The organism is Pelagibacterium nitratireducens, assembly GCF_037044555.1.
Classification (GTDB): Bacteria; Pseudomonadota; Alphaproteobacteria; order Rhizobiales; family Devosiaceae; genus Pelagibacterium; species Pelagibacterium nitratireducens.
This window is the reverse complement of sequence record NZ_CP146275.1, coordinates 1,982,106-2,008,715: the sequence shown is the minus strand read 5'-3', so window position 1 is coordinate 2,008,715 and position 26,610 is coordinate 1,982,106. Positions and strand designations below refer to the sequence as shown.

General features: G+C 61.5%; 29 protein-coding genes and 1 tRNA gene. 20 read left to right on the top strand and 10 right to left on the bottom strand.

Going from position 1 to position 26,610, the window contains the following annotated elements; all coding sequences use genetic code 11:
- Window positions 1–98: 98 nt before the first annotated feature.
- The 3 genes from V6617_RS09905 to V6617_RS09895 all read right to left on the bottom strand — a co-directional run bounded on the left by V6617_RS09905 (window position 99) and on the right by V6617_RS09895 (window position 970).
- Window positions 99–344 (bottom strand): hypothetical protein, encoded by a 246-nt coding sequence (locus tag V6617_RS09905; RefSeq protein ID WP_338606823.1) that lies wholly within the window; start codon window positions 342–344, stop codon window positions 99–101.
- Between the two features lie 98 nt (window positions 345–442).
- Window positions 443–682: a hypothetical protein gene (locus V6617_RS09900; RefSeq protein ID WP_338606822.1), complete on the bottom strand. Its 240-nt coding sequence runs from the start codon at window positions 680–682 to the stop codon at window positions 443–445.
- Between the two features lie 84 nt (window positions 683–766).
- Window positions 767–970 carry a hypothetical protein gene (locus tag V6617_RS09895; protein ID WP_338606821.1) on the bottom strand — a complete coding sequence of 68 codons (204 nt, stop codon included), beginning with the start codon at window positions 968–970 and terminating at the stop codon, window positions 767–769.
- A gap of 100 nt (window positions 971–1,070) precedes the next feature.
- Here V6617_RS09895 and V6617_RS09890 point away from each other — a divergent pair, with 100 nt between their 5' ends.
- From V6617_RS09890 to V6617_RS09840, 11 genes are all read left to right on the top strand, one after another.
- Complete coding sequence (locus V6617_RS09890) at window positions 1,071–1,733, top strand: 5-oxoprolinase subunit B family protein (protein ID WP_338606820.1); 663 nt, start codon at window positions 1,071–1,073, stop codon at window positions 1,731–1,733.
- Entirely contained in the window at window positions 1,730–2,632 is a 903-nt protein-coding gene (locus tag V6617_RS09885; RefSeq protein WP_338606819.1) for a biotin-dependent carboxyltransferase family protein, read from the top strand. The genes V6617_RS09890 and V6617_RS09885 overlap by 4 nt, the downstream gene beginning before the upstream one ends.
- The gene (locus V6617_RS09880) at window positions 2,620–3,351 is read left to right on the top strand and encodes a 5-oxoprolinase subunit PxpA (RefSeq protein ID WP_338606818.1); all 732 of its coding nucleotides are present in this window, start codon (window positions 2,620–2,622) and stop codon (window positions 3,349–3,351) included. The genes V6617_RS09885 and V6617_RS09880 overlap by 13 nt, the downstream gene beginning before the upstream one ends.
- A gap of 173 nt (window positions 3,352–3,524) precedes the next feature.
- Window positions 3,525–4,586, top strand: coding sequence for a septal ring lytic transglycosylase RlpA family protein (locus V6617_RS09875; RefSeq protein ID WP_338606817.1), 1,062 nt, complete (start codon window positions 3,525–3,527; stop codon window positions 4,584–4,586).
- Between the two features lie 49 nt (window positions 4,587–4,635).
- Complete coding sequence (locus V6617_RS09870; RefSeq protein WP_338606816.1) at window positions 4,636–5,802, top strand: D-alanyl-D-alanine carboxypeptidase family protein; 1,167 nt, start codon at window positions 4,636–4,638, stop codon at window positions 5,800–5,802.
- Window positions 5,803–5,855: 53 nt separating this feature from the next.
- A complete protein-coding gene (tmk, locus tag V6617_RS09865) occupies window positions 5,856–6,548 on the top strand; it encodes a dTMP kinase (protein ID WP_338606815.1) in 693 nt (230 codons plus the stop codon).
- Window positions 6,545–7,576: an AAA family ATPase gene (locus tag V6617_RS09860; protein WP_338606814.1), complete on the top strand. Its 1,032-nt coding sequence runs from the start codon at window positions 6,545–6,547 to the stop codon at window positions 7,574–7,576. Before tmk ends, V6617_RS09860 begins: the two co-directional genes overlap by 4 nt.
- A gap of 7 nt (window positions 7,577–7,583) precedes the next feature.
- Window positions 7,584–9,137, top strand: a complete 1,554-nt coding sequence (gene metG, locus V6617_RS09855) for a methionine--tRNA ligase (protein ID WP_338606813.1) — start codon at window positions 7,584–7,586, stop codon at window positions 9,135–9,137.
- Window positions 9,137–9,919, top strand: a complete 783-nt coding sequence (locus V6617_RS09850; protein ID WP_338606812.1) for a TatD family hydrolase — start codon at window positions 9,137–9,139, stop codon at window positions 9,917–9,919. The genes metG and V6617_RS09850 overlap by 1 nt, the downstream gene beginning before the upstream one ends.
- The gene (locus tag V6617_RS09845) at window positions 9,916–10,740 is read left to right on the top strand and encodes an MBL fold metallo-hydrolase (RefSeq protein ID WP_338606811.1); all 825 of its coding nucleotides are present in this window, start codon (window positions 9,916–9,918) and stop codon (window positions 10,738–10,740) included. Before V6617_RS09850 ends, V6617_RS09845 begins: the two co-directional genes overlap by 4 nt.
- Before the next feature lie 35 nt (window positions 10,741–10,775).
- A complete protein-coding gene (locus V6617_RS09840; RefSeq protein WP_338606810.1) occupies window positions 10,776–12,188 on the top strand; it encodes an MFS transporter in 1,413 nt (470 codons plus the stop codon).
- Between the two features lies 1 nt (window position 12,189).
- Here the strand turns inward: V6617_RS09840 and V6617_RS09835 are convergent, their stop codons facing one another.
- Window positions 12,190–12,552: a DUF4180 domain-containing protein gene (locus V6617_RS09835; protein WP_338606809.1), complete on the bottom strand. Its 363-nt coding sequence runs from the start codon at window positions 12,550–12,552 to the stop codon at window positions 12,190–12,192.
- 109 nt (window positions 12,553–12,661) lie between these two features.
- Here V6617_RS09835 and V6617_RS09830 point away from each other — a divergent pair, with 109 nt between their 5' ends.
- A complete protein-coding gene (locus tag V6617_RS09830) occupies window positions 12,662–14,233 on the top strand; it encodes an ABC transporter substrate-binding protein (protein ID WP_338606808.1) in 1,572 nt (523 codons plus the stop codon).
- A gap of 144 nt (window positions 14,234–14,377) precedes the next feature.
- On the opposite strand, the gene V6617_RS09825 is transcribed toward V6617_RS09830, so the two are convergent.
- From V6617_RS09825 to glmU, 3 genes are all read right to left on the bottom strand, one after another.
- The gene (locus V6617_RS09825; RefSeq protein WP_338606807.1) at window positions 14,378–15,097 is read right to left on the bottom strand and encodes a nucleotidyltransferase family protein; all 720 of its coding nucleotides are present in this window, start codon (window positions 15,095–15,097) and stop codon (window positions 14,378–14,380) included.
- Window positions 15,098–15,195: 98 nt separating this feature from the next.
- Window positions 15,196–17,022, bottom strand: coding sequence for a glutamine--fructose-6-phosphate transaminase (isomerizing) (gene glmS / locus V6617_RS09820; RefSeq protein WP_338606806.1), 1,827 nt, complete (start codon window positions 17,020–17,022; stop codon window positions 15,196–15,198).
- A gap of 11 nt (window positions 17,023–17,033) precedes the next feature.
- On the bottom strand, window positions 17,034–18,380 hold the full coding sequence (glmU, locus tag V6617_RS09815; protein WP_338606805.1) for a bifunctional UDP-N-acetylglucosamine diphosphorylase/glucosamine-1-phosphate N-acetyltransferase GlmU: 1,347 nt from the start codon (window positions 18,378–18,380) through the stop codon (window positions 17,034–17,036).
- Between the two features lie 159 nt (window positions 18,381–18,539).
- On the opposite strand from glmU, the gene V6617_RS09810 reads away from it, so the two are divergent.
- The 3 genes from V6617_RS09810 (at window position 18,540) to V6617_RS09800 (ending at window position 19,978) form a co-directional block, all read left to right on the top strand.
- The gene (locus V6617_RS09810; protein WP_338606804.1) at window positions 18,540–19,355 is read left to right on the top strand and encodes a hypothetical protein; all 816 of its coding nucleotides are present in this window, start codon (window positions 18,540–18,542) and stop codon (window positions 19,353–19,355) included.
- An 88-nt stretch (window positions 19,356–19,443) separates the two neighbouring features.
- Window positions 19,444–19,519 (top strand) — tRNA-Lys (locus V6617_RS09805).
- A 240-nt stretch (window positions 19,520–19,759) separates the two neighbouring features.
- A complete protein-coding gene (locus tag V6617_RS09800; RefSeq protein ID WP_338606803.1) occupies window positions 19,760–19,978 on the top strand; it encodes a hypothetical protein in 219 nt (72 codons plus the stop codon).
- Window positions 19,979–20,044: 66 nt separating this feature from the next.
- Here the strand turns inward: V6617_RS09800 and V6617_RS09795 are convergent, their stop codons facing one another.
- Window positions 20,045–20,341: a hypothetical protein gene (locus V6617_RS09795; RefSeq protein WP_338606802.1), complete on the bottom strand. Its 297-nt coding sequence runs from the start codon at window positions 20,339–20,341 to the stop codon at window positions 20,045–20,047.
- A gap of 270 nt (window positions 20,342–20,611) precedes the next feature.
- Here V6617_RS09795 and motA point away from each other — a divergent pair, with 270 nt between their 5' ends.
- The 5 genes from motA to V6617_RS09770 all read left to right on the top strand — a co-directional run bounded on the left by motA (window position 20,612) and on the right by V6617_RS09770 (window position 24,166).
- On the top strand, window positions 20,612–21,475 hold the full coding sequence (motA, locus tag V6617_RS09790; protein WP_338606801.1) for a flagellar motor stator protein MotA: 864 nt from the start codon (window positions 20,612–20,614) through the stop codon (window positions 21,473–21,475).
- Window positions 21,476–21,499: 24 nt separating this feature from the next.
- On the top strand, window positions 21,500–22,396 hold the full coding sequence (locus V6617_RS09785; RefSeq protein WP_338606800.1) for a flagellar motor protein MotB: 897 nt from the start codon (window positions 21,500–21,502) through the stop codon (window positions 22,394–22,396).
- A 47-nt stretch (window positions 22,397–22,443) separates the two neighbouring features.
- Window positions 22,444–22,950 carry a hypothetical protein gene (locus V6617_RS09780; RefSeq protein WP_338606799.1) on the top strand — a complete coding sequence of 169 codons (507 nt, stop codon included), beginning with the start codon at window positions 22,444–22,446 and terminating at the stop codon, window positions 22,948–22,950.
- 3 nt (window positions 22,951–22,953) lie between these two features.
- The gene (locus V6617_RS09775; RefSeq protein WP_338606798.1) at window positions 22,954–23,481 is read left to right on the top strand and encodes a hypothetical protein; all 528 of its coding nucleotides are present in this window, start codon (window positions 22,954–22,956) and stop codon (window positions 23,479–23,481) included.
- 154 nt (window positions 23,482–23,635) lie between these two features.
- A complete protein-coding gene (locus V6617_RS09770) occupies window positions 23,636–24,166 on the top strand; it encodes a hypothetical protein (protein ID WP_338606797.1) in 531 nt (176 codons plus the stop codon).
- Window positions 24,167–24,203: 37 nt separating this feature from the next.
- Here the strand turns inward: V6617_RS09770 and map are convergent, their stop codons facing one another.
- Together map and pgi are read right to left on the bottom strand one after the other, a co-directional pair.
- The gene (gene map / locus V6617_RS09765) at window positions 24,204–24,962 is read right to left on the bottom strand and encodes a type I methionyl aminopeptidase (protein ID WP_338606796.1); all 759 of its coding nucleotides are present in this window, start codon (window positions 24,960–24,962) and stop codon (window positions 24,204–24,206) included.
- Window positions 24,963–24,965: 3 nt separating this feature from the next.
- On the bottom strand, window positions 24,966–26,606 hold the full coding sequence (gene pgi / locus V6617_RS09760; protein WP_338606795.1) for a glucose-6-phosphate isomerase: 1,641 nt from the start codon (window positions 26,604–26,606) through the stop codon (window positions 24,966–24,968).
- Window positions 26,607–26,610: the final 4 nt, after the last annotated feature.

Here is a 26,610-nt window from a genome sequence, read left to right as displayed (position 1 = left end):
TGAGTGTGCAGGGTTAACCTGCGAGCCCCTCGTCCGTTCCCGTCGTAAACACCTGTTTGCCGCCACTGCCCGTCGGACGTCGCCTCACGCCCGCTCAGCTAGAATTCGGACTCGCCGGCAACCGGCGCGCGCAGGTCGTCGGCGCTGGGCAGAGTCCCCGGATTTGTAGAGAAAGTGGCGGCCACGCCGAGCTTGTGCGATGTCGTACAGCCATTGGGCTCGAAATTGCTCGCCACGCACTCGACTTCGATCTTCTGGCTGACATCGAGTTCGGGGTTTCCCGAAGAGGTCGAGGAACATCCAGCAAGGACAATAAGGAAAATGACGGCAGCTGCAGGTTTCATAAAGCGCGTCTCGACATTCGATCGGATGTCGATCCTATGCCCGGAACGATGGAAACTTTCCAGCGTTTTCGACAGCCACCGCGATCGTTTGGCCGGCCCTAGCGCGGTTTGCTTTCGCCCTTGTGCCGAAAGGCCCATTGCGGCACCACGATCACATTGCCATCGCGCTCGCCGCCATTGCGTTTATAGGCAAGCTCCCACGCGCGCTCGATGATTTCCTCGATCGAGAGGCTCAGGCAACTCGGCAGGCTCTGCGAACGGCCGAGATTCTCCAGAACCGCCTCGGCCTGACCGCATAGGGCGCGCTGCTGCAATGTTTCTGATGGCATAGGTTTCATGGCCGTATCTGACCATAAAGATGCCAAAACCCGGCAAACGCATTTCGGAAAAATTGAATAAATCCAATCGCGCAGGATCAATCTCTAGGGAAGACTGGGCGGCTCACGATCGTTTTTGTCGCTATCAGGCATGCGCTGATAGCGCCGCCGCGTGATGATATACATGACAACCGCCACGACCAGCGCACCCCCGAGCATCACGAACCCGAACTCCGCCGCCGAAAGCCCCAGCGTCAGCAATGCAACCACCAGAACGACGAGACTGGCCGCTATGATGAAAATCCGCATCTTGCCTCCATCCTGATGGTCATGGTGTCGTGTTTGACTTGCCAATGCAAGCACACCCGGCTACGCCGTGACAGGCGTTGAAAAAGGGCAGGGGCACGCGGTGGACAGCGTTATCGAGATCGTTCCCACACTCATGCCGCTCGGCGACAGCGGCGTTCTCGTGCGCTTTGCCGATCGCCTCGATCTCCCAGCCAACGCGGCAGCCATCGCTTTCGCAAGAAACCTCGAATCCAGCCCCATTCCTGGCGTTGTCGAAATCGTCCCCAATCTCGTCTCGGTCCTGGTGCGCTACGATCCCCGACGCATCGGCTTTGCCGGCCTGTGCGGCGAGTTGCGACTCATCGACCGTGACATCGAGAACACCGAACCACCGACCAATCACCGGATAGAGATTGCCTATGGTGGTGAGGATGGTCCCGATCTCGAGGCGGTGGCCGCAGAACTCGGACTGACGGTTCCCGCCTTCATCGCTGCGCACGCTGCGGAGCGTCTGGATATCCTCGCCGTCGGCTTTGCCCCGGGATTTGTCTATTGCGGCATGCACGCCGACGACCTGCTCGTGCCACGCCGCGAGACCGTCAGGCGCTCGGTTCCGCCCGGCAGCATCCTTTTCGCCGCCCGCCAGACAGCGATTACCGCCACGCCCGTGCCTACCGGATGGGCCGTGATCGGGCGGACCAGCCTCATCAATTTCGACCCGGCCGCTTCCCCGCCCACGCGGTTGCGGGCAGGGGATACGATCACCTTTGAGACGGCCCCATGAGCCGCATCGTTCTCACCCGCGTCGGCCCGATGACCACAATCCAGGACGACGGACGTCCCGGTCTCTTTGCGCATGGCATCGGTGCATCCGGCCCCATGGACCGCAACGGTTATGCGATGGCCGCCGCCATCACCGAAGTGCTCTGCGGTGCCGCCATCGAAATCGGGCCGCTCGGTCTCGATTTCACCTATCGCGGCGATCCGCTGTCTGCCGGCATGGCCGGAGGAACGTTTACGCTAACTGTCGATGGTGAACCTCGACCTTGGCCGGCCCGCCTCGACCTCGTCGAAAACACGAAAATCTCCATAAAGCCTGGTCCTCAGGGCAATTACGCCTATCTGCGATTTGCGGCCCAGATCGACGTTCCGCTCATCCTCGGCAGCCGCTCAACCAACGCAACGGTAGGGCTGGGCGGCTTGGATGGCCGCATGCTGGCGGCCGGAGACGAACTCAGCCTGATTGATCTGATCGATACCGGCCCCGAGCTGACTCGTCCTGAGACCGCCTCGCCCGGCGACCCGATCCGCTTCGTCTGGGGCATTCACGCCGATCTGTTTCCAGCCCCGATCCGCTCGGCATTTACCACTTCCGATTTCCGCATCTCATCGCGCATGGACCGCATGGGCGTCAGGCTCGACGACACCGGATCCGTCTTCGCCGACGCAAAACTGCTCAACCTCGTCTCCGATGCCGTCGTCCCCGGCGACGTCCAGATCCTGGGCGACGGCACCCCGATCATCCTTATGCGCGACAACCAGCCGACCGGTGGCTATCCCCGCATCGGCACGGTCATCGATGCCGATCTCGACCGCTTTGCCCAGATTCGCGCAGGCAAGATGGTGCGCTTCGAACCCGTCAGCGTGGCGCACGCTCACAGGATATCGAAATGGCTGCCCTGATCGATCTCAACGCCGATCTGGGCGAGGGCATCGGCGACGACCTTTCTATGCTCAAAATCGTCACCAGCGCCTCGATCGCCTGCGGCGGCCACGCCGGCAACGCGCAAACCATGCGCGCGGCCGTCCGTGGAGCGCAGGCCAATGGCGTCCGCATCGGCGCCCATCCCGGTTTCGAGGACCCGGACAATTTCGGCCGCCTTCGCCTCGATCTGCCCTTCGAGACCATCCGCGATCAGGTTCTGGCCCAGATCGCCCGCCTCGCATCCATCGCGGCGGAGGAGGGGGCTCCCATCTCCTATCTCAAGCTTCACGGCGCGCTCGCCAACATGGCTGCGGAGGACGAAGCGCTTTCTCATGCCGTCTTCGCTGGCGTTGCCCGAGCGTATCCAGGTCTGGCCATTCTCGCCCTCGCGGCTTCCGCCCAGGAAAGCGCCGCGAAACAACTCGGTCTCCCCGTCATCGCTGAAGCCTATGCCGATCGCGCCTATAGGCCCGACGGATTGCTGGCCGCCCGCAGCCTGCCGGGCGGCGTCATTGAGGATACCGCCGCCGTCGTCGCCCGATGCCTGCGGCTCGCCGAGCAGGGCGAAATCATCGCCATCAACGGCACGGCCTTCAAATCCGACGCCCGCTCTATCTGCCTGCATGGCGACACATCGGGCGCCCTCGAACATGCCCGCGCGGTGCGCGATGCCCTCAGATCTCGCAATCTGATGTAACGCACCGACCCTAAAGTTTGCCGCCGCGTTAAGAAAACCTACACAAACCTATGGTTTCTGGAAGGTTCGATGCGCGAAGGCACCGGCAATCGCATGGGATTGCTTTCAGCACGGGTTGAGCCGGCCTTGCGGTTCGAAAGCACGACAATCTTGTTAGTATTGGGTCAGATTGTATGAGCTCGAATATCGGATCGGCGCGCCGCCGTTCTCTTTTTGCCGCTTTTGGCACCTCGGTTGCCGCCGCCGTGCTGCTGGCCGGATGCACCGGTGCAGACTTGTTTGCAGGCAATGAGTTCTTCTCCGAATCCTCGATGGGCGTCAAAGCCTCGCCCCGGGTCACGACCTCGCGCAACGTCCCCAAGGGCGGCGGTCGCTATGTTGTCGGCCAACCCTATACGGTCGCTGGCAACCGCTTCGTGCCGCGCGAGCAACCCGACCTCGACGTGACGGGCCGCGCCTCCTGGTACGGACCGGCCTTCCATGGCCGGCTGACCGCAAATGGCGAAGTCTTCGACATGTACGCGCTCTCGGGAGCTCACCCGACGCTGCCCCTGCCATCCTACGTCCGGGTGACCAACGCCGATAACGGCGCTTCGACGATCGTCCGCATCAACGATCGCGGTCCGTTTTCCTATGAGCGCACCGTCGATCTCTCCCGCCGCGCCGCTGAAGTTCTCGGTTTCCAGCAGCAGGGTACCGCCAATGTCCGCGTGCAGTATATCGGACCGGCTCCGCTCGAGGGCGACGACACCAAGTTCCTCGTCGCCTCGATCAACCAGTTGACACCCTACGAGATCCAGAACAACACGCGCATGGCCTATCAGGAACCCGTGCAGGTCGCACGGGCCAGCCCTGAACCCGCCTCATCTCCCGCGGCCGCCCCGACGCCAGTTCCGCGTCCCGCAACGGCTTCGGAGGCCGCCGGCAGCATTGCCGCGCCCGAATACATCCCCTTCCGGGTCCTGTCCTACGCTGGCGCAACATCCCTTGAAACGACGTCCGAACCCAACGGAACGCCCGTTCGGATGGCGCTCGGCACCTGGAATGATGAAGCGGCTGCCCGCGACATCGCCACTCGGTTTGCTCTTCTTGGCGCCGTCGACACCACCACGGTGGTTCAGGGCGATCAGGCAGTCACCCATCTCATGCTCACCCATCTTCGCGAAGGTGTGACCGAAACCGACGCCGTGGATATGGCAACATCACTTGGCTTATCCTCCCCGACTTTGTATTGAGGGACCAAGGCTTAGCTTAAAAAAGGGCGCCGCAACGCGGCTGGTTCTCATGGTTCGTCTGGAACGTACCTGGCGCGTAATCTTCGTTGGACTGGCCATCATCGCCGCTCTGGCCCACCCGGTCAACGCCCAGCTCGATTTCGACACCAGCGCTCCATACGCCATTCTGGTCGATCATGAATCGGGCACGGTGCTGTTTCAGAAAGAGGCCGACACAAGGATCGAACCGGCCAGCATGGCCAAGCTGATGACGGTCGCAATCGTCCTCGACATGGTCGAACGCGGCGCGCTCAACCTCACCGATCAGTTCTTCATATCCGAACACGCATGGCGAACCGGCGGAGCGCCCTCGGGTGGCTCGGCGATGTTCGCCGAACTCGGTTCGCAAATCAGTGTCGATGATCTGTTGCACTCGGTGATCATCCAGTCGGGCAATGATGCCTCCATCGCGCTGGCCGAAGGCATCGCCGGCAGCGAACCGGCCTTCGCCGATATCATGAACGAGTTTGCCCTCGACATCGGGCTCACCGATTCCCATTTCACAAATGCCAGCGGTCTGCCCGATCCTGACATGTACGTCACGGCCCGCGATCTGGCCAATCTTGCCCGCTACATCATCCGTGAGTTTCCCGATTATTATCCGGTCTTCGCCATCGAAGAATTCACCTGGAACGATATCCGCCAATCCAACCGCAATGGACTTCTCGGGCTTGGCATCGGTGTCGATGGCCTCAAGACCGGGCACACCGAATCTGCAGGCTATGGCATCGTCGCTTCGACCATAGAAGGCGGGCGTCGCCTCATAGCTGTTCTGCACGGCATGGACAGCGTCAACCAGCGCAACGAGCAGGCGCGCGCCCTCATCACGTGGGGCTCCCGCAGCTTCGAGCGCATCCCCGCCTTCGCGAACGGAGCAATCGTTGGCGAAGCCAGCGTCTATGGCGGCGAACGGGCCAGCGTTGGCCTGGTCGGCGAAGGCAGCATCGATATCTACCTGCCGCGCGGCAACCGCCGCTGCCTTTCCGCCAGTATCACCTATGCCGCGCCGATCCTTCCCCCGGTCCGCGCCGGCGACAGGCTTGCGCAACTCAACATACTTTGCGATGACCTGATCATTCAGACCGCGCCGCTTTACGCGGCAGAGGCTGTCGGACAAGGGGATATCGTGCGCCGGGCAACCGATGCGCTGTGGGAACTGGCATTCGGCTGGTTCTGATAAACCCAGCATCTGCCGGTCTGGCGGCCGCAACAGGATTTGATACGGACACGATGGCGGCAGATCAGCACCGATCGATCACACCCCGATTCATAACGTTCGAGGGCGGGGAGGGCGTGGGCAAGTCCACCCAGGTCCGCCGTCTGGCCGACCGGCTGTCCGAATACGGCATTTCGGTGGTCCGCACCCGTGAGCCCGGCGGCACGCCAAAGGCCGAGGCCGTCCGCTCCTTCATCCTGCAGGGCAAGCCCGAAAGCTGGGGCGTCGGTGCAGAGGCTGTGCTGTTTGCCTCCGCCCGCCTCGATCACGTCAACCAGTTGATCGCGCCCTCGCTGGCCGAGGGCAAATGGGTCATCTGCGACCGCTTCGCCGATTCGACCCGCGCCTACCAGGGCCTGACCGGCGGTGTCGATGACAAACTGATCGATGCACTCGAACATCTCGCCCTCAACGGCCATACGCCCGACCTCACCGTCATCCTCGACATGGATCCTGACGTCGCCTTTGAGCGCGTGCGCAAACGCGCCACGGAAGACGGCATGCCCGCCATCGCCGACCGCTTCGAAAAAGAGGATCTCGCCTTCCATCGCCGCCTGCGTGACAATTTCCTTGCCATAGCGATATCCAATCCCGGACGCTGCGTTGTCCTGTCGGCCGATACCGAAGAAGACGTCCTCACCGAAGCGATCTGGCGCGCCGTGCTCGATCATTTCCCCGATCTGGCCCGCGAAGGATTGACCGGGTGAGTGTAGAACGTCGCGAAGCCGATCAGATCACCGACGTGCCTGCGCCCGAATTCGGCACGCTTGTCGGCCATGACCAGGCGCGCGCCTCGCTTCTGAGCGCGCTCGAGCGCAATCGCCTGCCCAGCGCCATCCTGCTCCACGGCCCGCGCGGTATCGGCAAGGCGACCTTCGCTTTCGACATCGCCCGTCAGGTTCTCTCGCGCACCTCCGATGAATCCGAGGAAAGAATAAGCGCCCAGGTCGCTGCGCTTTCCCATCCAAACCTGTTCCTGTTGCGCCGCACCACCGATCCCGCAAATTCCGAAAAATACTATTCGGCCATACGTGTCGACGACGTGCGTGCCATGCGCGACTCCCTGCACCAGACCCGGGGCCGGGCGGGCTACCGCCTCGCCATTGTCGACAGCGTGGACGATTGCAACGCCAATTCCGCCAATGCGCTCCTCAAGACCCTCGAAGAGCCACCCGCCGACACAATGTTCATCGTGTTGTCCCATCGCCCCGGCGGCATGCTGGCCACAATCCGCTCGCGCTGCCAGAGTTTTGGCCTGCGCCCGCTCGCCGATCCCGATACGGCACAGGTGATATCGCGTATCCGCCCCGAGCTCGCGGCCCAAGATGTCTCCCGCGCCGTAAGTTTTGCCGCCGGTCGCCCCCGCCGGGGCTTTGAATCCCTCATGCTTGAGGAAGGCGACGTTCTCGACGCGCTCCGGACCTGGCTAAAAGACCCGTCGGCGCACCCTACGCGCGCCCATCTCAAGATTGCCGACGGGCTGGCCGCATCCAAGGGGGCCGAACTCGGCTTTGCCCAGGACATGATCCGCGACTGGCTTGCCACCGAGGCGGAAAACGCCGCGCGCGCCGGCCCTGCCGCGCGTTTCCGCCTTGCTTCGGCCAATGGCCTGTGGGAGAAGGCCAACGCCCTTATCGCCGATGCCGATATCTACAATCTTGACCGGCGGCAGACGCTGGTCGCAGTCTTTGATTTCCTGCGCGACCATGTGCGCAGAACCACGCCCGTGAGCTGATTTTCCTATGAGCCGCCCGACCTTCTACATCACCACGCCGATCTTTTATCCCAACGGCGTCCCCCATATCGGCCATGCCTATACCGCCATCGCCAGTGACGTGATCGCGCGTTTTCACCGGCTGGACGGCAAGGATGTGTTTTTTCTGACCGGCACCGACGAGCATGGCCAGAAGATGCAGCAGACCGCCGAAAAAGAGGGGATCACCCCGATCGAGCTGGCGACCAAAAACTCGCAGGCCTTCAAGGACCTCTGGGCGACCCTCAACATCTCTTACGACGACTACATCCGCACAACCGAGGAGCGGCACCATAAGGCCTCGCAAGCCATCTGGAACAAGATGGTCGAAAAGGGCGATATCTACCTCGACTCCTACTCCGGCTGGTATTCGGTCCGGCAGGAAGCCTTCTTCGACGAAAAGGAAACCATGCTCGGCGAGGACGGCATCCGGCGCGAACCGCTCGGCTCACCCGTCGAATGGGTGGAAGAGGAAAGCTATTTCTTCCGCCTCTCTGCCTATGGCGACAAACTGCTCGCCCACTATGAGGCAAACCCCGGGTTCATCCTGCCCGCCGAGCGGCGCAACGAAGTGGCCAGCTTCGTCAAATCGGGCCTGCGCGACCTTTCGATCTCGCGCACCACGTTCGATTGGGGCGTGCCCGTACCCAACGATCCCAAGCACATCATGTACGTCTGGGTCGACGCGCTGACCAATTACATTACCGCCGCGGGCTATCCCGATGAGAATGCCGAGCGCTGGAAATACTGGCCCGCCGATATTCATATGATCGGCAAGGACATTGTGCGCTTCCACGCCGTCTATTGGCCTGCCTTCCTCATGAGCGCCGATATCGAGTTGCCCAAACGCGTCTTTGCCCACGGTTTCCTGTTCAACCGCGGCGAGAAGATGAGCAAATCGGTCGGCAACGTCGTCGATCCCTTCGAACTCGTCGCGAAATACGGCCTCGATGCCATGCGCTATTACTTCCTGCGCGAAGTCTCGTTCGGCAGCGACGGCTCGTACAATCACGAAGCCATCGTCAACCGCATCAATGCCGACCTCGCCAACGATCTGGGCAATCTCGCCCAGCGCTCGCTCTCCATGGTCGCCAAGAACTGCGAAGGGCAGGTGCCCACCCCGGGCGAATTGACGGACGAAGACAACGCCATTCTTGGCGCCGCCGATGCCCTGCTCGAAACGTCCCGAACCGCGATGGACGATCAGGCCATCCACCAGATGCTCAACGCCGTCTGGCAGGTGGTGGCAGATGCCAACCGGTACTTTGCGGGGCAGGAGCCCTGGGCGCTGCGCAAGACCGACCCGGCCCGCATGGCCACCGTGCTCTATGTGACAATCGAGGTGGTCCGTCAGGTTGCCATTCTCGCCCAGCCGGTGATGCCCGCATCGAGCGAAAAACTGCTCGATCTTCTGGGTCTGCACGCAGAGGGCCGCTCTTTCGAGCAACTGGGTTCCTACGGCCGCCTCGCCGCCGGCACCGCACTGCCCGCGCCAGAGGGCGTATTCCCCCGTTATGTGGAAAAGGACGAAGGCGCAGCCTGATGCTTGTCGATAGCCACTGCCACCTCGATTTCGACGTCCTTGCCGACGATATCGACGGCGTTATTTCGCGCGCCCGCGACAATGGAGTGAGCCATTGCGTCACCATCTCCACTCGCATTCGGCGCTTTGAAGCGCTCCTCGCCATTGCCGAAACGCATGAAAACGTCTTTTGCTCTGTCGGCACACATCCGCACAATGCACATGAAGAACTCGATGTAAGCGTCGACGAAATAATCGCTTTATCCCAGCATCCCAAATGCGTCGCCATCGGCGAGGCCGGCCTCGACTACCACTACGATTCCTCGCCCCGCGACGCCCAGGCTCAAGGGTTCCGCAATCACATCGCCGCCGCCCGCCAGACGGGCCTGCCGCTGGTCATCCACGCCCGCGCCGCCGATGACGACATGATCGCCATTCTCGAGCACGAAACCGGGCAGGGGGCCTTCCCCTTCGTCCTGCACTGCTTTTCCTCCGGCGCCGAACTGGCCCGTCGCGGCCTGGCGCTTGGCGGTTATGTCTCGTTTTCCGGCATCGTCACCTTCAAGAACGCCGCCGAAATCCAGGACGTCGCCAAATTTGTCCCCGACGACCGGTTCCTGGTCGAGACGGACGCGCCCTATCTCGCGCCGGTTCCCCATCGCGGCAAACCCAACCAGCCCGCCTTCGTGCGCCACACCGCCGAAAAGCTGGCCGAATTGCGCGGCGTTCCGTTCGAAACCATCGCCGAGCAATCGACCCGCAATTTCGCTCGCCTGTTCTCAAAGACAGGGCTGACCGTATGAGCGACAGACCCGCCACCCGGCTCACCGCCCGTATTCTGGGCTGCGGTTCGTCCGGCGGCGTGCCGCGTATCGGCAATGTCTGGGGCGCCTGCGATCCCGAAAATCCAAGGAACCGCCGTCTGCGCTGCGCCCTGCTGATCACCGGCACGCGCGACGATACCGACGGCATCACCCGTGTTCTTATCGACGCCGGACCCGACCTGCGCGAGCAGATGCTCGCCGCACAGGTGCCGGAGATCGATGCCGTATTTTTCACCCATGAACATGCCGACCACACCCACGGCATCGACGATCTGCGCGTTCTGGCTCTCAACGCCAAACGCCGCGTCGACGCCTACATGTCGACGGCGACCGAAGTGCGGCTGCGCGAAGCCTTCGGCTATTGCTTTACAGCACCCCAGGGCAGCTCCTACCCACCGATTCTCAACACGAACTCCATTGCCGACGGCGAGGAAATCGTCATCGATGGGGCAGGGGGCACCGTCACTCTACGGCCCTTCGAACAGCAGCACGGCTCGATCACTTCGCTCGGTTTCCGTATAGGTAAATTCGCCTATTCCTGCGATCTTTCGGGTATTCCCGAAACGTCGCACTGGGCAATCGAGAACCTCGACACCTGGGTCCTCGATGCATTGCGCTACACACCCCATCCGAGCCATCTCGATCTTGAACAGGCTCTGGCGCTGATCGAAACACATCGGCCGCAACAGGCCGTACTCACCAATCTCCACGTCGATCTGGACTATGTGACCCTCGGCGCCGAAACCCCGGGTAACGTCACACCGGCCTTTGACGGCATGGAGATCGACATCAGGCTTTAGGACCGCTACGGTTTCGTCTCACGCGAGCGCCCGCCATGAGCAATCCTGCCGACAGTTCCCAAACCCCCATCCGCGACACGCACTGGGTGCTTCCCGCCACCATTCTGGGCTCCAGCCTGGGCTTTATCGACGGCTCGGTGGTCAATGTCGCCTTGCCCGCCATACAGTCCGACCTCGATGCCGGGCTCGCAACTGCCCAATGGGTGGTCAACGGCTACATGCTCATGCTCGGCAGCCTCATCCTGCTTGGCGGCACAATCGGCGACCGCTTCGGCCAGCGCCGGGTCTTTCTTTTCGGCCTTGTCGGCTTTGCCTTGGCCTCGATCGCCTGCGCGCTCGCCCCGTCCCCACTGGCCCTCGTTGTCGCGCGGACAATCCAGGGGATCGCCGCTGCCTTCCTCGTCCCGTCCAGCCTGGCCCTGATCGGCTCTGCTTTCACTGGCGAAGCACGCGGCAAGGCCATAGGCACGTGGGCGGCAGCAGGAGCACTGACTACCGCACTCGGCCCGCCCTTTGGCGGCTGGCTCGTCGATACGGTTGGCTGGCGGGCCATCTTTTATATCAACATTCCCATTGCCGCCGCCGCGCTGGCCATGGCCTGGCGCATCGCCGCGGCACCCTCTGGCCGCACCCATCGCGAGTTCGACATTACCGGCACGATCGCCATGGTCGCAGGGCTCGGCCTGCTCTCTTACGGCCTCATCACCGCCGGCGAGGGCAATACAACCATCGGTAGCCTCGCCATTGCCGCTTCAATTCCCTTCGCCATAGCCTTTTTCTTCATTGAGCGCCGCGCCGGCGAACCGCTCGTGCCCATGGGGCTGTTCGCCAACAGCCAGTTTTCCGGCGCAAACTTGCTCACCATAACCCTCTATGCTTCGCTTTCAGGCTCTCTGTTCATCCTGCCTTTCGTCTTGATCTACGCGAACGGCTACAGCGCCACCATGGCCGGCGCCGCGCTGTTGCCGTTCTCGATCCTGCTCGGACTGGGCTCGCGCTATGCCGGCGCGCTGGCCAAGCGCATCGGCACCCGCATCATGCTGATCGCCGGGCCGGCAGCCACCGGCGTCGGCTATGTGGTCCTGGCCCTGATGGTCGACCTCGGCGGATATTGGATGGCCTTCTTCCCGGGCCTCGTCATCATCGGGGTGGGCATGACGATAACCGTCGCGCCGCTCACCACTGCCGTGTTCGACGCCGCCCCTGACGATGCCGGCGGCACCGCCTCGGGCATCAACAACGCTGCCTCGCGCATTGGTGGTCTGGTCGCCGTCGCTGCCCTTGGCTTTGCTTTTGGTGGGTCCGATCTTTCAACCCTGCCACCCGAGGCCCTGCGTATGTCCTATCGCTGGATCATGGCCGCAGCCGCCTGCCTGGCCTTCCTGAGCGCGTTGGCAGCCGCCGGCACCATCGGAGTGGGAAAGGGCAGGGCGCGAGAAACCTCCTGAATCAGCTCACAAGCCGCGCCTCGAGCGCCGCCATATCGGCCACGAACCAGAGCGTCAGTCCCTTGTTGGTCTCATAAACGTAATCACGAAAGGCTTTGCTCGCTTCCACATGGCCAGAGACATCCCCGATAATGACCATCCGAACGCGATAATTGGACGCTTTCTGAGCCATTTCGCCCAGAATTCCTGACCGCAAGTCAAACACCTCGTCCGGCAGGCAACCGGCCGGCACGACGATACGCTCCGCTTCATGCTCCCACGCCAACCCGATCAGATCATTGGCCAAATTCTCAGCTGGCAGCTTCTCCGCCTCATCGACGACAAACGTTCTTAGATTGGCGATCCAGATAGCGGTACGGCCCATGTGTGTGATCTCACGCTGAAACGGTGTGCAATTGTATCAGGCACCCAAATTCTGAGGTAGTATCCGACTTCAGGCAAAGAAAATGCCGCAATTTGGGAAGGAGAACGGTATGACCAGATTAGGGCTTATAGCGGGTGTGCTGTTAGCGACATCTGCGATGGCTGGCATTGCCAACGCCGAGACCTTTCGCTGGTCAGCCACGACCGATCCATCGACCATGGATCCTCATGCGGCCAATCTGGCACCGGTCACCTCGTTTCTCAACAACATATACGAAGGGCTCGTCCGCCGCGGCAAGGACATGGCGCTCGAACCCTCTCTGGCCACCAGTTGGGAGCCGCTCGAGGATGAAGATGGCTGGCGCTTCCATTTGCGCGAAGGGGTCACGTTTCATGACGGTTCGACCTTCAACGCCGACGATGTGCTGTTTTCCTACGAGCGTGGGATCTCCGAACAGTCGGACGTTCGCTCATGGTTCGCGCCGGTATCTGAAGTTCGCGTAGTGGACGATCTCACCGTTGAGATCGTGCTCAATGCGCCCAACCCGATTTTCCCCGATTCCATCGCCAACTGGATGATCATGGATCGCGACTGGGCCCAGGCCAATGGCTCGATTGCCCCGGCCCGCGATCAGCAGACCGCGGCTACATTGGAGACCAACGGCACAGGGCCATTTATGCTGGTCGATCGGGAACCAGGGGTCCAAACAACGCTCGTGCCCAATCCTGACTGGTGGGATACCCCCGAACACAACATCACCCAAGCCGTCTTCAATCCAATTACCACAGCCGCGACCGCAATCGCCGCCCTTGTCTCCAACGAGGTGGACATGCTGGCTTCGGTGCCGGTCCAGGACGTCGAGCGCTTGCGGGCCAGTGAGGGCATCACGATCTTTGAAGGGATCGAGGCACGCGTTATCATGCTCGGCTTCGGCCACGACAAGGACATGCTTTATGGCGGCGATGGCTCGGTGCAAGGCAATCCCTTTCAGGACGTGTTGGTTCGCCGGGCCGTAGCGCATGCGGTCAACGTCGAGGCCATCGATCAAATCCTGATGAACGGCCTCGCCAAGCCCGCAAGCCAGCTTCAACCCGCCGGATTGTCAGGCTATTCACAAGAACATTCCGACCGCCCGGAATATGACCTCGAACGGGCAGCCCAACTTTTGGACGAGGCCGGCCATCCCGACGGGTTCAGCTTCAATTTCAAGTGTACCAACGATCGCTATCTCAACGATTCAGAGGTCTGCCAGGCCATCGTTGCCATGCTCGCTCAGATCGGCCTGGAAGCGCAGCTCGAGGCAATTCCGGTTGCCAATTACTGGACCGAGCTGCGTGAAGGCAATTACGATATGTATCTGCTCGGCTGGTCACCGGGCACCTTCGACGCTGAGCACCCGATCCGCTTTCTTGCACACACGCCGACCGACACTCTGGGCACATGGAACTACGGTGGCTACTCGAACGCCCGCATCGATGAATTGCTTCCCATGGTCCAATCAGAACTCGATCCCCAATTGCGTCAGTCCATGCTCGACGAAATCGCCGGCATTCTGCAAGAGGAGGTCGCATACGTTCCGCTCTATGAAGAACCGCTCGTCTGGGCGGCACGCGACGGGATATCAGTCGTGCAGCGTCCCGACAATTTCTTCATGCTGCGCTGGGTCACTGTCGATCGCTAGGACATTTTGCGGGAGGGTGGATGCCGCATTCCCGACAAAAACGTGACCGAACAAACACTTAGAGCGTGTCCAGCAAAAGTGGAAACGGTTTTGCGGTTCGGACACGCGACAAAACAAGGATTTAGAGCCAAGGATTTGATTCAATCAAATCCTGAACGGCTCTAGAGAGGCTTTTTGCAGCTCCACACGGCCATGCCCGCACTTGTTGTTCGTGATAAAAGTTCCATAATATATATTATGCGAATAACGGATATTCGATACGACCGGCCTCGTTTCAGGCTCCCCGACCACCGGATTGGTTAAATCGCCCCTGCCGTCCTCGTCCGCCCACGGCATAACCTCGACCTCCGGCCACACGCGCCGGGCTCTTTCGCCCTTTTCGATATGAGCCTGACGACTCTTGCCCAATCTGTTCGGTGTCACGCAGAACGCAAACAGGTCATCCAGCCCGAACGGCGCCTCGATCCTGAGGTGGCGATCATCCTCCAGCGCGACAGCAACCGCGTGTGTCCGCGACGCGTAGCGCGTCAGCGCTTCGGCCGACGATTTCAGTGGCGCTACATCGAACCCGAACTTTTCACCGAACCACAAATGCACGCGCGCCTGATTGCGGATTTCGACAGGCACTGGCGCATCGCACATAAGCGCTCCAACACGACGTATCACGGTGTCCTCGCCCTCATAGCTGAGGTCGGTATCGTCGAAATAGATGACGTCGATATCCTTGACCCCATACCAGGCCGGTCGCCCCGTCAGCGCGTTCCAGACCGTCTGATACACGGCCCCGCCACCAACCAGCGCCTGCGGCAACGCTTGAAGTCGCAAAATATCCAGCACGTTCATCAGAGCGGCATTGGCACGCACGATGGCGTCCAACGCGGCCCATTGCTCGCGCGGCGAGGCTCTGGCATATCGCAAATGATCCGACATGCCCAAAGGCTACGAGAGTCGCCGCCTGCGCCCTACTCCACAGTCACCGATTTCGCCAGATTTCTTGGCTGATCGACGTCGGTCCCCATGAAAACCGCCGTGTGATAGGCCAGAAGCTGCACCGGCACCGCGGCAAGGATCGGCGCGACGAACGGGTGAACGCGCGGCATCTCGATGATGTCGTGTATGCCGCCACCAGCCACAGCCTTGCCCTCGGCATCGGTGATCAGAATGATCTTGCCGCCGCGCGCCGCAACCTCGTGCATGTTCGAGAGCGTCTTTTCCATCAGCTCGTCCGATGGCGCCACCACGATCACTGGCATCTCCTCATTCACCAGCGCAATCGGCCCATGCTTGAGTTCACCCGCCGCATAGCCCTCGGCGTGAATATAGGAAATTTCCTTGAGCTTGAGCGCACCCTCGAGCGCGATCGGATAAAGCTGCCCGCGGCCCAGATAGAGCACATCCTTGGATTTTGAGAGATTGCGCGAGATTTCCTCGATACGCCCTTCAGATCGCAGCATTTCAGAGATGTTGCGCGGCAGTTCGATCAAGGCCTGCACCAGCGCATGTGCATCGGATGGGCTCAGCACGCCCCGCGCCTGCCCAGCCGCAATCGCCAGGCTGGCGAGGATCGAAAGCTGTGCCGTCGTGGCCTTGGTTGAAGCGACAGCGATTTCCGGTCCGCACAGCGTGGGAAAGATCACATGGCTTTCCCGGGCTATTGTCGATTCCTGCACATTGACCAGCGCCGCAATGTGCTGACCTTCTTTTGCCGCATAGCGCAGCGCCGCAAGCGTATCCGCTGTCTCGCCCGACTGCGAAATCACCAGCGTCAGCCCGTTGTCAGGCAGCGGCGGCTCGCGATAGCGAAATTCGGACGCCACATCGACATCCACCGGCAGTCGCGCATAGCGCTCGAACCAGTACTTGGCCACCAGTCCTGCATAAAAGGCCGTCCCGCACGCCGTGATCGTCAGCCGCGACAGCTTTGCGAAATCGAATGGCAATTCTTCCCGCAGCTTGACCGTTTCGCCCGCCAGATCGATGTAATGCGCCAGCGTGTGCGACACGGTCTCGGGCTGCTCGTAGATTTCCTTGGCCATGAAATGGCGATGATTGCCCTTGTCGGCCAAGGCCGCCGACGCCGAAGACACCTGCCGCGCCCGCTCGACGACAGCGCCATCGAAATCGAAAATCTCCACCTTGCCGGGCGTAATCACCGCCCAGTCGCCCTCTTCAAGATAGGTTATCTGGTTGGTGAATGGAGCCAGCGCAAACGCATCGGACCCCAGATACATCTCGTCCTGTCCATGCCCGACCGCCAGGGGTGAGCCCTGCCGGGCCGCAATCAAAAGCTTGTCCTCGCCCGCGAACATGAACACCAGCCCGAACGTACCGCGCAGCTTCGGCAGCGTGTTGGCAACCGCCTCGCGCGGCCTTGCCCCCCGCTCGATCTCCCGCGTCACCCACAGCGCCACGGATTCCGTATCCGTCTCGCTCTGTGGAAAATACCCATCTCTTGCAAGATCTTCGAGCAGATCCTTGAAGTTCTCAATGATCCCATTGTGGACCACGGCAACCTTGCCCGCCAAATGCGGATGGGCATTGCCTTCGGTCGCCCCGCCATGCGTCGCCCAACGCGTATGCCCGATCCCGATCGTCCCCTCGAGCGGCTCCGCAGCCAGTTTGCCCGCCAGATTGTTGAGCTTGCCCTCGGCTCGCCGCCGATCGAGCCCCTCGCCGGTCAGCGTGGCGATTCCGGCGCTGTCATAGCCCCGATACTCGAGTCGCCGCAGCGCATCCACGAGCCGGTCGGCAACCGGCTCGACTCCGATGATTCCAACGATACCGCACATGCCGCCGCCCCTTATTTTTGATCCTTGATGGCCTTGAACCGCGCGTTCAGCGCCTTGCCATAGCCAGGCTTGTTGATCTGCCGCGCCCGCCCGATGCCCAAAGCGTCTGCCGGCACCGGCTCGGTAATCACCGATCCTGACGCGACATAGGCCCCGTCCCCGATCTCCACCGGCGCCACCAGCGCAGAGTTCGATCCGATAAAGGCGTGCGCGCCGATGGTCGTCTTGGCCTTGTTGTAGCCGTCATAATTGCACGTCACGGTTCCGGCCCCGATATTGGCGCCCGCCCCGATGGCCGCGTCCCCGATATAGGTCAAATGGCTCACCTTGGCCCCCTGCCCGATATCGGCGTTTTTCACCTCGACGAAATTGCCGACCTTGGCCCCCTCGCCCAGATCCGCCCCCGGCCGCAGCCGCGCAAACGGCCCCACATTGGCCCCCTGACCGATATGCGCGCCCTCGACATGGGAAAACGCGTGGACCACGGCCCCGCTCTCGATTGCCACGCCCGGTCCGAACACCACATGCGGCTCGATCTCGACGTCGGGCGCAATTTTCGTATCGAACGAGAAATAAACGGATCCCGGATCGTGCAGCGTCACGCCCGCCGCCATGAAATCCTCGCGCCGCAATTGCTGGAACACCGCTTCGGCCCGCGCCAGTTGTGCGCGGTCGTTCACTCCCATCACATTGTCTTCGGGCGCCACGGCATAGCCTACCTTGTGCCCGGCCGCGTTGGCGAGCTCCACAAGGTCGGTGAGATAATATTCACCCTGCGCGTTATTGGTGCCCACCTTGTCGATCAGCGCCCTGAACACCTCGGCCCGAAACGCAAGGATGCACGCATTGCAAAGCCCAATGGCCCGTTCGGCCTCACTGGCATCCTTGTGCTCGCGAATGGCCAGCAGCTTTTCGCCATCGGTGATGAACCGGCCATAACCCGTCGGATCCTTTGGCTCGAACCCCAGGATCGCCACATCCAGCCCCGCATCGAGCCGCTCGGTCACCCGCGAAAAATCCGCACCCCGCAACAAAGGGTGATCGCCATACACCACGGCCACATAGCCGCTGGCTTCCGCGAAAGCCGGCCGCGCCATGGAGGCGGCATGCGCCGTACCCTTGCGCTCGGTCTGCTCGAAAAACGCGACCTCGGGATCGATGGCCGCCATCGCCTTGCGCACCGCCTCGTGCCCTGGCCCGGTAATCATGGCGATGGCCCCGGCGCCGGCCTCGCGCGCTGCGGCCAGCACATGCCCGGCAATCGGGCGCCCTCCGACCTTGTGGAGCACCTTGGGATGAGCGGACTTCATCCGCGTGCCTTCACCCGCTGCCAGAACGATTGCCATCAGTTCGGTCATGAATATTTCCCCAGCCTCTGCTTGCCGCCCCTCTTGCGCATCTTTATGGCAGCACGGTGTTGGCAGAACCCCTAACAGACCCGCGTAACCGCTCCGTTTACATTTGTATGCCTAAAGTCAGCTTTGATCTGATTCGCCTGATAGCGGGATTATATTTAGGTGCCAAAGCCGAAACGGTTTTCCCTGCCAGCCGACCACGCCGATGTCGCCCCATGGGGCATCGCCGCGCTTGTCTGCGGCGCTATGGCCGTCGCCGCGGTCAATCTGTCGGCATTGCTGCCCGCCGATACCCTTGGCGGCTTGCATACGCCCTACCGCCAGGGCGCAAACTATCACCAGCTGCGCACCCAGCTTGCCGAACTCGCCGAAGACCGCAACCGCGTTATGGGAGATTATCGGGCGCTACTCGCCCGTTTCAACCTTCTCGATGACGATAGCGATGAGGCCATCCGCCGTCTTGGGGCGCTCGAAAAAAGCCTCCCGCTCTTGATCGAATCCCTGCCCCTTTCCAGCGATATCGACCGCTCGCTGCTCACCGCTTCGATCGCGGAGTCCGCCGAGGAGGTCTATGAGTTCGATGGCGGCACCATGGTCGTGCGCTACAGCCCCCTGTTTGACGACGCTGCGCCCCAACCGGTCGCGGACCAGCCCATGCCCCCGCCGCTTACCCCCGAGCAACCGCCGGTCACGGCCGCCGAACCCACGGTCGATCTCACGCTTCAGGGTGTTGCGGTTGGCCACAGTGTTCCATTCGATCAATCGGCCGCGCTCTATGCCGAAATAACCCAGACCGCCGGCATGCTGCTTCTTGGCACTTCGCCACTGGCAGCCGCATCCGAAGGGTCCGATCAAACCCGGATCGTCCTTGGACCCCTGCCCGATAGCGCCTCGGCCCAGGCCCTTTGCGCCCGCATCGAACGGCTCGACCTGCCCTGTGAGCCAACCCCCTATTCGGGCGAACCCCTGCCCCTCTGAAGCACCAGTCAATAAACGGGTTGACTCGGCGGGGGCAGGCACTATGTTCCGCCCGTCTCCAGCCGGTCGATATCGACCGCTTCGGTAAGGGCTCGTAGCTCAGCTGGTAGAGCACTCGACTTTTAATCGAGTTGTCCCGGGTTCGAGCCCCGGCGAGCCTACCAATTTTTTCCTGCGAATCGTGCGATTTTCTTGGCCTGGATCAATTTTGGGCAAAAAACTCTGCTTGTTCGTGACAGCGTGCCTGCCGTATTCTCGGCACATCGGTGCAAACGCCGATGGGAGGCGGGTCAGCGAGCCCCCAAGCCGAACGACCGCCTCCCTCCGCTCAATTTCCGGTACGCAGGACGCGTATCGATCATGAGAAGAATGTCTCGCGCCAGATCGAAACGGTATTGCGTACGATGAGCCAGACTTCCCAGCGGGACACGTTGCTCGACGCCGGTTGGCGTCTTGCCGATCTTCAGCAACAGATCCAGAACAGCAATGGCTACGATCATCAACTCGATCAGCTCTTTCTGTTGACTCAGTGGCGGATTGCGGAGTTGGCGAGAACCCTCAAGCCCGCTTCGAACGTGGTCTCCCTCAATTCCAGGCGAAAGGCCGCCTCCCCGGCCGAATAGCTCACAAGAAGGGCCGCCTCTCCTTTCGGTGAGGCGGCCCCATGGGCAAAGCTTATATAGGGCCCATTACTCGACGACGGGCGTCTCTGCGTCCATTTCGCCTTCGACGCTCATCGAGTCGGCGCCCGCATCCACACCGGCCACTGCGGCCAACTCGTCTTCGGAAAGCTCGCCACTGGCATCGGTATCATAGGAAGCGAAGTCCTCCTCAGTGATGTCAGGCATGGCCACCTGCAACTCGGTCAGGCTCACGCCGCCGCTGGCGTCGGCGTCAAGCGTGGCAAAATCGAGATCCTGTGCGAGAGCGGCCCCCGAGATCGAGAGGCCAACGACGGAAGCAATAGCAATAATGGTCTTTTTCATCTGTATTCTCCGTTTTCGGTTTAAGCCGCATTCGGAGTATGCGGCCCGCGTCTCGCCGTTCACGAGACTGTGAACAGCCTACTCGACACCAAGGCGGCAATAGGTCCGAACCGTGGAAATGACGGGGTTATTTGGAGGCGGAGGGACGGACTGGTCTCCACCCATGTCCGATGCCCCCTCTCGGCAGGCACTTAGAGTTCAGTAACCTTGCACCGGTATAGAGGGTGGTTAGGTGCAGAATGGCGCCGATACCGCGGGAGTGCAGAACGCATGCGATTGATTGCCGGAGCCGTAATCGTTTTTGTCTCGGTTCTTGGGGGCTATGCCGCCATGGGCGGCCATCTGGAAGTCCTCTGGCAACCCTTTGAAGCCGTCATCATCCTGGGTGCGGCCATCGGCGCCTTCATCATCGGCAACCCCAAGGCCATCCTCAAACAGAGCCTTGGTGTCTTTGGTTCGCTGTTCAAAGGCCCGCGTTACAACAAGCAAGCCTACGTCGAATTGCTCGGACTGCAGTTTTCGATCTTCAAACTGGTTCAGTCGAAGGGGTTGCTGGTGCTCGAGCAGCACATCGAAAACCCCGAGCAGTCCGACCTGTTCTCGCGCTTCCCCACATTTGCAAAAAACCACCACGCGGTCGAATTCATGTGCGACTACCTGCGCATGATCACGCTGGGCACCTATGCGGTCCATGAACTCGAATCCTTGATGGACGAAGAGCTTGAGACCCACCATCAGGAAACCGAGCGCGTCGTGACCGCCGTCCAGTCTCTTGCCGATGCCACGCCTGCCCTGGGCATCGTCGCCGCCGTGCTGGGTGTCATCAAGACCATGGGCGCCATTTCCGAGCCACCCGAAGTGCTCGGCCACCTGATTGGCGGCGCGCTTGTGGGCACGTTCCTTGGCGTTTTCGTCGCCTACGGTTTCTTTGGCCCGATGGCCCAGGCCCTGCGCAACACCAACGAGGCAGAGTCGAAATACTTCCTGTCGATGAAGGCGGGCTTGCTGGCCCATGTGTCCGGCTACCCGCCGGTCATCGCCATCGAATTCGCCCGCAAGGCCGTCATGTCCGAAGATCGACCCAGTTTCGCCGAAGTCGACCGCGCTACGTCCGATCTCAAAGCCGTCGTCTAGCCTTTTTCATCGGGAGCATTCGTCATGTCGCGTCAGCAGGGCTCGATCATCGTCAAGAAGGTCAAGAAAGCTGGACACGCCCATCACGGCGGCGCCTGGAAAATCGCCTACGCCGATTTCGTGACGGCCATGATGGCCTTCTTCCTGCTCCTCTGGCTCATCAACATGACCACGCCCGAGCAAAAAGAAGGCCTCGCCAATTATTTCGCGCCCCCCAACATCAGCGAAAGCACTTCGGGTTCGGGTGGAGCAATGGGCGGTCGCGCGATGGACGATCAGGGCTCGCTGACCTCGAGTGTCGAAGCCAACGGCATCGCGACCATAGGCGCCCAGGACTACGCCTCGACCGATCCGGCCGCCGGCAGCGTGAGCGATGGCGATGCCGCCGAAAAGGACTCGGCCTTCGATCTTTCCGCCTCCGATCCGCAAATGTTCCACAGTGCCGCCGCCAGCATAAGACAGGCCTGGGAAGCGCTCCCCGACATCACCGAGATTGCCGACAATCTCATCGTCGAGGTCACCGAAAACGGGCTCGACATCCAGATCGTCGAGCAGCGTGGTCGCCCCATGTTCCAGGAGGGGTCGAAATATCCCTATGAATGGATGCGCAGCGCCATTGCAGCAGTTGCCCCGACCCTCCAGCGCCTTCCCAACCAGGTTCGCATTTCCGGTCACACGGCCGCTGGCGTTGTCTATTCAAATCCGGCCTATGGTGCCTGGGAGCTCTCCGCCGACCGCGCCAATACCGTGCGGGCTCTGCTGGGCGAGTTCGGGCTGTCCGATGAGCACATCTACTCGGTCGCCGGTCGGGCGACCAGCGAACCGTTCTTTGCCAACGATCCTTATCTGGCGGCCAATGAGCGGATCAGGATCACGGTCATCAACGAGCCCTCGCCCATCCCGCTCAACATGGCGCCCTAGCCGATTTTGACCCGCGCGAGGCTTGCCGTTGCCGCAGAGCCTCATTAATGCTGGACCCGTTCCCCGCGCGGGACGGGCTCAAGAAGACGAGGGACCGCCATTCCATGTTGCACGCAAAGCCTTTCATCGTGGCGCTTTCCGCGGCCGGCCTGTCGTTGGCAGCGCTTCCGGCCATGAGCCAGAACGTTCATATCTCGCGCCTTTACGAACAGGTGCTCGAAAACATCGAATACACAAAGCCGGGGTTTTTCCTCGATTCCTTTGGCGTGGTTCGCCTCAATGAGGGTGCGACCACGCGCATCGAGCTCGATGTACCCACCAACACCGCCATCGAGATCATGGGCGATTGCGACGAGGACTGCACCGACCTCGATCTGGGCATCTATAACGCCGCCGGAAAGCTGCTGGGCGAAGATCGCTATGACGATTATTACCCCATCGTCTCCTTCGTCTCCGAGGACGACGGCCGCCTCGCGCTCGAACTCGATCTCGTCGATTGCGACGCCGCCTATTGCTACACCGCCTATTCGGTGTTCGTGGAAGGAACCGAGTAGGCCATGAACCCTGTTGCAAGCAGGCTCAAGGCGATCGCAGTCACCGCCGCATTCTTTGCCCTGAGCGGGTTGGCCTTGCTCGGCGTGATCTGGGGTCTTTCCGCCCTGCCCTTCACTGTGCCCGGCGGCTTGGCGCTCACCGCCTACCGTCCGCACGACACGGTGTCGATCCTGTCGGATCTGCGCCTGCCGGTCGCGCTCTCCGCCGCATTCCTTGTCGCGACAGCCATCGTCCTGGTGTTTTCCAGCGCCTATCTCGACAAGATGATCGCCATTTTCGCTGACGTGCTGCTCATGGTCATGGCGGCTCTGGCAGGCTTTGTCGCCGGCTATTGGGTGCTGCTCCGCCTCGCGGGCTTTGAGAACTTCATGCGGCTCGATTTTCTTCAGGTCGCCCTTATCCCGCCCGTTGTCGTCTTCGCGGTCTCTCTGCTCTCGCCCACATGGCTTCGCTCCTCATGGGTATTCCGCATCGCCGCCATCCTCGCGCTCCTCATCGCCGCCCCCCTGATGCTGGTCCATCTGCCCTAGGATATGTACGCGACTATTTCGTCTCCAGCGCGGATGCGAAATAATCGAGTACAGACCCTAGGCATTTACCCGCTGCATCCTGACGCAGCACGCCGATTGCCAAATTTGCGTCGCATTGCAGGTCGCCAATGGCGCCAGTTCAAGGAGCACCCCAATGGCCGCCCTCTATCGCGCCCTCTCCCCTTTTGCCTTTTTCTTTTTGCTGTCGACGGTGCCCGCCTTCGCGCAGGACTTCAACACCATGCCGGTCGACCAGCTCAGGGCCGAAGCGCCCAACGCCCATCCATCCGCCTACTACGTCCTCGCCTCGCGACTCTACGACCGGGGCGATAAGGACGAGGCGGTTTTCTGGTTCTACGCCGGCCAGTTGCGCTACCGCACCCACATCGCCTGCAACCCAGATCTCCCGCCCGATGGCGACCCCGCGCTGTTCAGTGCGCTGAGCGAAGTCATCGGGTCTGAAATCAACCTCTATGCCTTTGGCGATCTCGAAAGGCTCTTGGAAACGATCGACGCTGTGATCGATTGGGACCAGTCCACGCCAAACGGCTACGCCCCCGACGCCGACTGTGCGACGGCCAGGGTCGATGTCCTCACAGGGCTCAATGAATTAAAGACCCACATCGCCGAAAACGCCGACGACATCCGCGCTCAACGCTTGTCCAATGGGCTTGGCGGGCTCTGATCGCCGGGACTTCGGCCATCACAGTCATAAATGAATCTCAGGCAGCCAGCGTCACAACAACCGCCCCACGCCGCGTAGCCACGATCGTGTGCTCATACTGCACACACGGCGCCGAAGGCACGCTGACCAGGGTCCAGGGATCGTCCATGGACTTTTCTTCGGCAATCTGCCCGCCCATCGACAGGAACGGCTCGACGGTAAACACCAGCCCATCCGAAATTCGCCGCCGCTCGGACCGGTCGGGCCAGGTGGGGATTTCGCCCGGCTCGTCATGCAGTTTGTGCCCGATGCCATGGCTGGCCAGACTGCGGATCAGCGTATAGCCGTTCGTGCCGGCAAACTTGCCGATCGCATCGCCGACATCGGCGATCCGCCCACCGGCCCGCACCGCGCGAATGCCGGCCCACATGGCCTTCTTGCCATCGGTGCAAAGCTTTTCGAGCCGGCGCACCGACCCTGGCGGAACGATATAAGACGCCCCCGTATCGGCGAAAATGCCGTCCTTTTCTGCCGAAACATCGATATTGATCAGATCGCCTGCCTTGATGACCCGGTTTCCGGGAATCCCATGCGCGATCTCTTCATTGACCGAAATGCAGGTCGCACCGGGGAACTGGTAGGTCACTTCCGGTGCCGAGCGCGCGCCGTGATCGTCGAGCACCTTGCGTCCGATATTATCGAGTTCCTTGGTCGTCATGCCCGGCTCGAGCGCACTCGCCATCGCATCGCGCGCAATCGCACAGATACGGCCGATGACCTTTAGGCGTTCAAGTTCTTCCTCGGACGTAATGGTCATGGCTTACCCTTTCAGAGCATGGAAATGATCGAGCAGCCCCCGGGTCGAGCTGTCATGGCGCTCGGCCGTTTCGGCGCCCTCCACCTTGGGCAGCAGCGCCTTGGCCAATTGCTTGCCCAGTTCCACGCCCCACTGGTCATAGGAATTGACGTTCCAGATCGTGCCCTGAACGAACACCTTGTGCTCGTAGAGCGCCACCAGCTTGCCCAGCGTCGCCGGATCGAGCCGGGAATACAGAATAGTGTTGGACGGGCGGTTGCCGGGAAACACCTTGTGCGGCGTCAACGCCTTGATCTCCGCCTTGGACAGCCCCGTTCCCTTGAGCTCGTTTATGACCTCTTCCTCGCTCTTTCCGAGCATCAGCGCCTCGGACTGCGCCAGACAGTTGGCGACGAGCTTGACGTGATGGGGCGGCAAGTCTTCGTGCGGATTGGCCGCCACGAGAAAATCGCAGGGAATGACCGAGGTCCCTTGATGGATCAATTGGTAAAAGGCGTGCTGCCCATTTGTCCCCGGCTCACCCCAGATGACCGGCCCGGTTTCCCAAGGTGCTTGCTTGCCGCTCAGTGTCACCGATTTGCCGTTCGACTCCATGTCCTGCTGCTGCAGATAGGCCGGAAAGCGCGAAAGCCGCTGATCGTAGGGCAGCACCGCATGGGTCCCGAACCCCCAGGCATTGCGGTACCAGACGCCCAAAAGGCCCATGATGACAGGCAGGTTCTCTTCAAGCGGCGCGGTGAGAAAATGCTGATCCATCTCGTAGGCGCCCCGCAGGAACGCCTCGAAATTGTCGTATCCCACGGCAATCGCCACCGGCAGTCCGATGGCCGACCACACCGAATAGCGCCCGCCGACCCAGTCCCAGAACCCGAAGATGCGGTCTTCGCGTATGCCAAAGGCCTGGCAGCCCTCGATATTGGTCGAAACAGCGGCGAAATGGTCGTTGACCGCCTGCTCGCCCAACGCATCGGCCAGCCATTTGCGGGCCGTATGCGCGTTCGTCATCGTCTCGTCGGTGGTGAAGGTCTTGGAGGCGACGATGAACAATGTCCGCGCCGGGTCGAGCCCCTTGAGCGTGTCGTGCATGTGTGCGCCATCGACATTGGAGACGTAGTGCGCACGCAGATTGGCTCGGGTGTAGGGCGCCAGCGCCAGTGTCACCATCGCCGGCCCCAGGTCGGACCCGCCGATGCCGATATTGACCACATCGGTAAACTGGTCACCCAGCGCACCGCGGATCGCCCCGTCACGCACATCGTTGGAAAACCCCTTGATCCGCGCCAGAACGTCCCGCACCGCCGGCATCACGTCGGCGCCTTCAACCATCACCGCTTCATCGCCGCCATAGCGCAGCGCCATATGCAGCACCGAACGGTGCTCCGTGATGTTGATCGGATCGCCCGCCCACATCTGGTCGCGCCGCGCTTCGACGCCCGTCTCGCGGGCCAGATCGAACAGCGCTGCCATCGACTGGCTGTCTATCCGGTTCTTGGAATAGTCGAGCAGCATGTCGCCGAACGCTGCCGAATAGGCCGAAAAGCGGTGCTCATCATGGGCGAACAATTCGCGCATGCTGGTATCGGCCAGGCGCTTTCTGTGTTTCTTCAAAACTTCGAAGCCGGCCTTGCGAACCTTGTTCGACATCGTA